The organism is Caulobacter sp. P1_D6 (genome assembly GCF_056406095.1).
Genome location: NZ_JBFUAW010000051.1, coordinates 21,050 through 27,337 on the forward strand (window position 1 = coordinate 21,050; position 6,288 = coordinate 27,337).

A 6,288-nucleotide genomic window follows, 5' to 3' on the forward strand; every position below is an offset into this window, starting at 1 on the left:
CCTTGGGCCTGTAGGCGCATGGCCTCCGAAACGCCATGCCGGGCGTGCGCCCGACACGGTAAACAACTCGTTTATCCACTAAGTAGACCATTAAGGGCTATAGCTGCGAGTCGCTCGCAATAACCCCACGGTCATCACGGATATATTTGTCCACCATTTTGACTGACGCATTCTTCTTGCCGCGCAGAGTCCGTATGAGGCCCGCGCACGCAAATTTTTCCCCGGAAGCGGGGACGAGGGAAGTCGCATGGCCGAGCGCATGCTGAAATTCACGACCGTCGCCCGCACGACGCCCGAAAAGCGGGCGGCGGACGAGCGCAATGGCGACTTCCACGAGATCTACGCCGACTTCATCGACGCCAAAGCCACCGAGCAGGCCTCGCGTTGCTCGCAATGCGGCGTGCCGTTCTGCCAAACCCACTGCCCCCTGCACAACAACATCCCCGACTGGCTGCGGATGACCGCCGAGGGCCGTCTGGAAGAGGCCTATCAGCTGTCGCAGGCGACCAACTCCATGCCGGAGGTCTGCGGTAGAATCTGCCCTCAGGACCGTCTGTGCGAAGGCAACTGCGTCATAGAGCAGTCGGGTCACGGCACCGTGACGATCGGCTCGGTCGAACGCTACCTGACCGACAAGGCCTGGGAGATGGGCTGGGTCAAGCCGCTGACCGCCAAGGCCGACCGCGGCCAGTCGGTCGGCGTCGTCGGCGCCGGGCCGGCCGGCCTGGCCGCCGCCGAGAAGCTGCGCGAGGAAGGCTACGCCGTCACCGTCTATGACCGCCACGACCGGGCCGGCGGCCTGCTGATCTACGGCATTCCCGGCTTCAAGCTGGAAAAGGACGTTGTCGAGCGCCGAACCCAGCGCCTGGCCGAGGGCGGCGTCGTGTTCAAGCTGGGCTTCGAGGTCGGCAAGGACGCCACCCTGGAAGACCTGCGCGCCGAGCACGACGCGGTGCTGATCGCCGTCGGCGTCTACGCCGCGCGCGACCTGGTCGCGCCGGGAGCCGGCAGCCAGGGCGTGGTGCCCGCGCTGGACTATCTGATCGCCTCCAACAAGAAGACGCTGGGCGACGACGTGCCGGCCTATGACAGCGGCGTGCTGAACGCCGACGGCAAGGACGTGGTCGTGGTCGGCGGCGGCGACACCGCCATGGACTGCGTGCGCACCGCCATCCGCCAGGGCGCCACCTCGGTCACCTGCCTCTATCGCCGCGACAAGGCCAACATGCCCGGCTCGCTGCGCGAAGTGGCCAACGCCGAGGAAGAAGGCGTGACCTTCGAATGGCTGGCCGCGCCGCGCGCCGTGATGGGCGAGGCCACGGGCGTCACCGGCGTGCGCGCCATCCGCATGCGCCTGGGCGCGCCGGACGCCTCGGGCCGCCAGACCCCGGAAGAGATCGACGGCGGCGACTTCGACCGCCCGGCCCAGTTGGTGGTCAAGGCCCTGGGCTTCGAGCCCGAGAACCTGCCCGAGCTGTGGTCGGCGCCCGACCTGAAGACCACCCGCTGGGGCACGGTCAAGGCCGACGTCCGCCACCAGATGACCAATCTGGACGGCGTGTTCGCGGCCGGCGACATCGTGCGCGGCGCCTCCCTCGTGGTCTGGGCGATCAAGGACGGCCGCGACGCCGCCGACGCCATGCACCGCTACCTGATGACCAAGACCGGCGCCTCGACGCTGATCGCGGCGGAGTAAGATCATGTCCGAGCACGACCTCTATCTGAAGAACCGCCAGCGCCTGATCGACGGCCACGCCTACGATCCCACCACCGAGCGCGACGCGTGCGGCGTGGGCCTGGTCTGCGCCATCGACGGCCAGCCGCGCCGCGAAGTCGTCGAACTGGCGATCAAGGCCCTCAAGGCCCTGTGGCACCGGGGCGCGGTCGACGCCGACGGCAAGACCGGCGACGGCGCCGGCGTGCTGGTCAGCGTTCCGCAGGACTTCTTCATCGACCAGGTACGCCGCACCGGCCACGCCCTGCGCCAGGGCCCGATCGCCGTCGGCCAGATCTTCCTGCCGCGCACCGACCTGGGCGCCCAGGAGGCCTGCCGCACCATCGTGGAAGCGGAAGCCCTGCGCTTCGGCTTCTACATCTATGGCTGGCGCCAGGTGCCGGTCGACACCTCGGTGATCGGCGAGAAGGCCAACGCCACCCGTCCCGAGATCGAGCAGATCATGCTGGCCGCCCCGGCCGGCCTGGAAGGCGAGGCCCTGGAGCGCGCCCTGTTCCTGTGCCGCAAGCGCATCGAAAAGCGCGTCCATTCCCAGAACCTGTCGGGCTTCTACATCTGCTCGTTCTCGGCCAAGTCCTTGATCTACAAGGGCATGTTCCTGGCCGAGCACATCGACGAGTTCTATCCGGACCTGAAGGACGAGCGGTTCAGCGCCGCGGTGGCGATCTTCCACCAGCGCTATTCGACCAACACCTTCCCCGAATGGCGCCTGGCCCAGCCGTTCCGGATGCTGGCCCACAATGGTGAGATCAACACCATCAAGGGCAACATCAACTGGATGAAGTCCCACGAGATCAAGATGGCGGCCGACGCCTTCGGCGAGTTCGGGGATGACGTGAAGCCGGTGATCCAGCCGGGCGGTTCGGACTCGGCCAACCTGGACAACACCTTCGAGGTGCTGGTCCGGGCCGGCCGCGACGCGCCGATGGCCAAGACCCTGCTGGTGCCGGAAGCCAACGGCCCGCACATGAAGGCCTCGCACAAGGCCCTCTACAGCTACTGCAACGCGGTGATGGAGCCGTGGGACGGCCCGGCCGCCCTGTGCGCCACCGACGGCCGCTGGGTCGTGGCCGGCAAGGACCGCTCGGGCCTGCGCCCGCTGCGCGTGGCCTATACCGACGACGGCCTGGTGATCATGGGCTCCGAGGCCGGCATGTGCGGCGTCGAGGAAAGCCGCATCACCCGCAAGCTGGCGATCTCGCCTGGCCGGATGATCGCCATCGACCTGGTCGGCGGCAAGCTCTACGGCGAAGACGACATCATCGACGAGCTGGCCGAGCGTCACCCCTACACCGACTGGCTGGGCAACATGGTCGATCTCGAAAAGGAGATCGGCCCGGGCCCCGAGCCGCGAAAGTACGGCCGCGAGGAACTGACCCGCCGCCAGGCCGCTGCCGGCTTCAGCCTCGAAGACCTGGAAATGGTCCTCGCGCCCATGGTCGAGGAAGGCAAGGAAGCCGTCGGCTCGATGGGCGACGACACGCCCCTGGCCGTGCTGTCGGAGAAGTACCGTCCGCTCAGCCACTTCTTCCGCCAGAACTTCAGCCAGGTGACCAACCCGCCGATCGATCCCCTGCGGGAGACCGGCGTCATGAGCCTGAAGACCCGGTTCAAGAACCTCGGCAACATCCTGGCCCAGGACGCGGCCCAGGCCGACGTCTACGTGCTGGAGAGCCCAGTCCTGACCACCGGCATGTACGAGCGCATCCACGGCCTGCTGGGCGAGAAGAGCGTGGTGGTCATCGACTGCACCATGCCGCTGCCCGTGCCGGAAGCCCGTCCGGGCGACGCCTTGCGCGCCAATCTGGACCGCATCCGGGCCGAGGCCGAGGACGCGGTGCTGCGCGGCTGCGGCGCCATCGTCCTGACCGACGAGGGCAGCCAGGCCGACCGCGTCGCCCTGCCGATGATCCTGGCCACCGGCGGCGTCCACGCCCACCTGGTCGCCAAGGGCTTGCGCTCGTACGTCTCGATCGTCGTCCGTTCGGCCGAGTGCCTGGACACCCACTATTTCGCGGTGCTGGTCGGCGTCGGCGCCACGGCGGTCAACGCCTACCTGGCCCAGGAAAGCTTCCAGGATCGCCTGGAGCGCGGCCTGATCGGCGACAAGTCGCTGCGCGACGTCTGCATCAACTTCAAGACGGCCATCGAGGGCGGCCTGCTGAAGATCATCTCCAAGATGGGCATCAGCGTCATCTCCTCGTACCGCGGCGGCTACAACTTCGAAGCCGTCGGCCTGTCGCGCGCCCTGGCCGCCGAGTTCTTCCCCGGCATGCCCTCGCGCATCTCGGGCATCGGCCTGGCTGGCCTGGAGTCCAAGGCGGTCGAGCTGCACCGCAAGGCCTGGGGCGAGGCGGCCGTGACCCTGCCGGTCGGCGGTCTCTACAAGCTGCGCCGCTCGGGCGAGGCCCACGCCTTCGAGGCGCGGCTGATCCACACCCTGCAGAGCGCCTGCGACACCGGCGACTTCGAGCTCTATCGCCGCTGGTCCAACGGCCTGCGCACCCAGAAGCCGATCCAGCTGCGCGATCTGCTGGACTGGCGCTCGGACCGCAACCCGATCTCGACCGACGACGTCGAGAGCGTCAACGAGATCCGCAAGCGCTTCGTCACGCCCGGCATGAGCCTGGGCGCCCTGGGCCCGGAGGCCCACGGGGCGCTGAACATCGCCATGAACCGCATCGGGGCCAAGTCGGTCTCGGGCGAGGGCGGCGAGGACAGCGCGCGCTACAAGCCCCTGCCCAACGGCGACAACCCCAACAGCGCCATCAAGCAGGTGGCCTCGGGCCGGTTCGGCGTCACCGCCGAATATCTGAACCAGTGCGTCGAGCTGGAGATCAAGGTCGCCCAGGGCGCCAAGCCCGGCGAGGGCGGGCAACTTCCTGGCTTCAAGGTCACCGAGATGATCGCGCGTCTGCGCCACGCCACCCCCGGCGTGATGCTGATCAGCCCGCCGCCGCACCACGACATCTATTCGATCGAGGACCTGGCCCAGCTCATCTATGACCTGAAGCAGATCAACCCGATCGCCCGCGTCACGGTGAAGCTGGTCGCCGCCACCGGCATCGGCGCGATCGCGGCCGGGGTCGCCAAGGCCAAGGCCGACGTGATCCTGGTGGCCGGCGGCGTCGGCGGCACGGGCGCCTCGTCCCAGACCTCGGTGAAGTACGCCGGCGGTCCGTGGGAGATGGGCCTGTCGGAAGCCAACCAGGTGCTGACGCTCAACAACCTGCGCCACTCCGTGGTCCTGCGGGCCGACGGCGGCATGCGCACGGGTCGCGACATCGTCATCGCCGCCATGCTGGGCGCCGAGGAGTTCGGCATCGGCACCGCCTCGCTGGTGGCCATGGGCTGCATCATGGTGCGCCAGTGCCACTCCAACACCTGTCCCGTGGGCGTCTGCACCCAGGACGAGGCCCTGCGCGCCAAGTTCACCGGCACGCCGGACAAGGTCATCAACCTCTTCACGTTCATCGCCGAAGAGGTTCGCGAGATCCTGGCGGGCCTGGGCTTCAAGTCGCTGCAGGAAATCGTCGGCCGCACCGACCTGCTGGCGCAGGTGTCGCGCGGCGGCGAGCACCTGGACGACCTGGACCTCAACCCGCTGCTGGTCCGCGCCGATCCGGGCGCCAACAAGCCCTACAACACCGTGGTCGGCCGCAACGCCGTGCCGGACACGCTGGACGCCCAGATCGTCCGCGACGCCGCCCCCCTGCTGGAGCGCGGCGAGAAGATGCAGCTGACCTACACGGTCCGCAGCACCGCCCGCTCGATCGGTTCGCGCACGTCCAGCCACATCGTGCGCAAGTTCGGCATGAAGGGCCTGCCCGCCGGCCACCTGACCGTCCAGCTCAAGGGCTCGGCCGGCCAGAGCCTGGGGGCCTTCGCGGTCCAGGGCCTGCGCATCGAACTGACCGGCGAGGCCAACGACTATGTCGGCAAGGGCCTGTCGGGCGCGACGATCGTCATCAAGCCGGCCCGCGGCCTCGCCGCGCCCGAGACCAACACCCTGATCGGCAACACCGTGCTGTTCGGGGCCACCTCGGGCCGCCTGTTCGCGGCCGGCCAGGCCGGCGAGCGCTTCGCCGTCCGCAACTCGGGCGCCACCGCGGTGGTCGAGGGCTGCGGCGCCAACGGTTGTGAGTACATGACCGGCGGCCAGGTGGTGATCCTGGGCCCGACGGGCGGCAACTTCGGGGCCGGCATGACCGGCGGCATGGCCTTCGTCCTCGACCAGCACGGCCGGTTCGAGAACCTTGTCAACCCGGACAGCATCCTGGTCCAGCGCCTGGCCTCGCCCTATTGGGAAGGCGTGCTGCGCTCGCTGCTGGCCGAACACGCCCGCGAGACGGACTCGGCCTTCGCCGAGAGCCTGATCCGCGACTGGGACCGGGTGCGGGACCTGTTCTGGCAGGTCTGCCCCAAGGAGATGGTCTCGCGGCTTCCGCAGCCTCTGGCGGCGGAAGAGGCGGTTCACGAGCGGGCTTAGGAAGCCGGGGGGAAGCCCCCTCCGACCCTCCGGGCCACCTCCCCCAGAGGGGGAGGATCTAGTG

General features: G+C 68.7%; 2 protein-coding genes. Both read left to right on the forward strand.

Annotation, left to right across the window (positions count from 1 at the left end):
• Window positions 1-247 precede the first annotated feature (247 nt).
• The gene (locus tag AC1DYP_RS22555) at window positions 248-1,696 is read left to right on the forward strand and encodes an NAD(P)-dependent oxidoreductase (RefSeq protein WP_477048219.1); all 1,449 of its coding nucleotides are present in this window, start codon (window positions 248-250) and stop codon (window positions 1,694-1,696) included.
• 4 nt (window positions 1,697-1,700) lie between these two features.
• Window positions 1,701-6,224, forward strand: a complete 4,524-nt coding sequence (gene gltB, locus AC1DYP_RS22560) for a glutamate synthase large subunit (RefSeq protein ID WP_477048220.1) — start codon at window positions 1,701-1,703, stop codon at window positions 6,222-6,224.
• Window positions 6,225-6,288: the final 64 nt, after the last annotated feature.

Bases quoted from the DNA above. Each gene is read 5' to 3' on its own strand.
- AC1DYP_RS22555 (WP_477048219.1), top strand. From the start codon at position 248: ATGGCCGAGCGCATGCTGAAATTCACGACCGTCGCCCGCACGACGCCC.
- gltB (WP_477048220.1), top strand. From the start codon at position 1,701: ATGTCCGAGCACGACCTCTATCTGAAGAACCGCCAGCGCCTGATCGAC.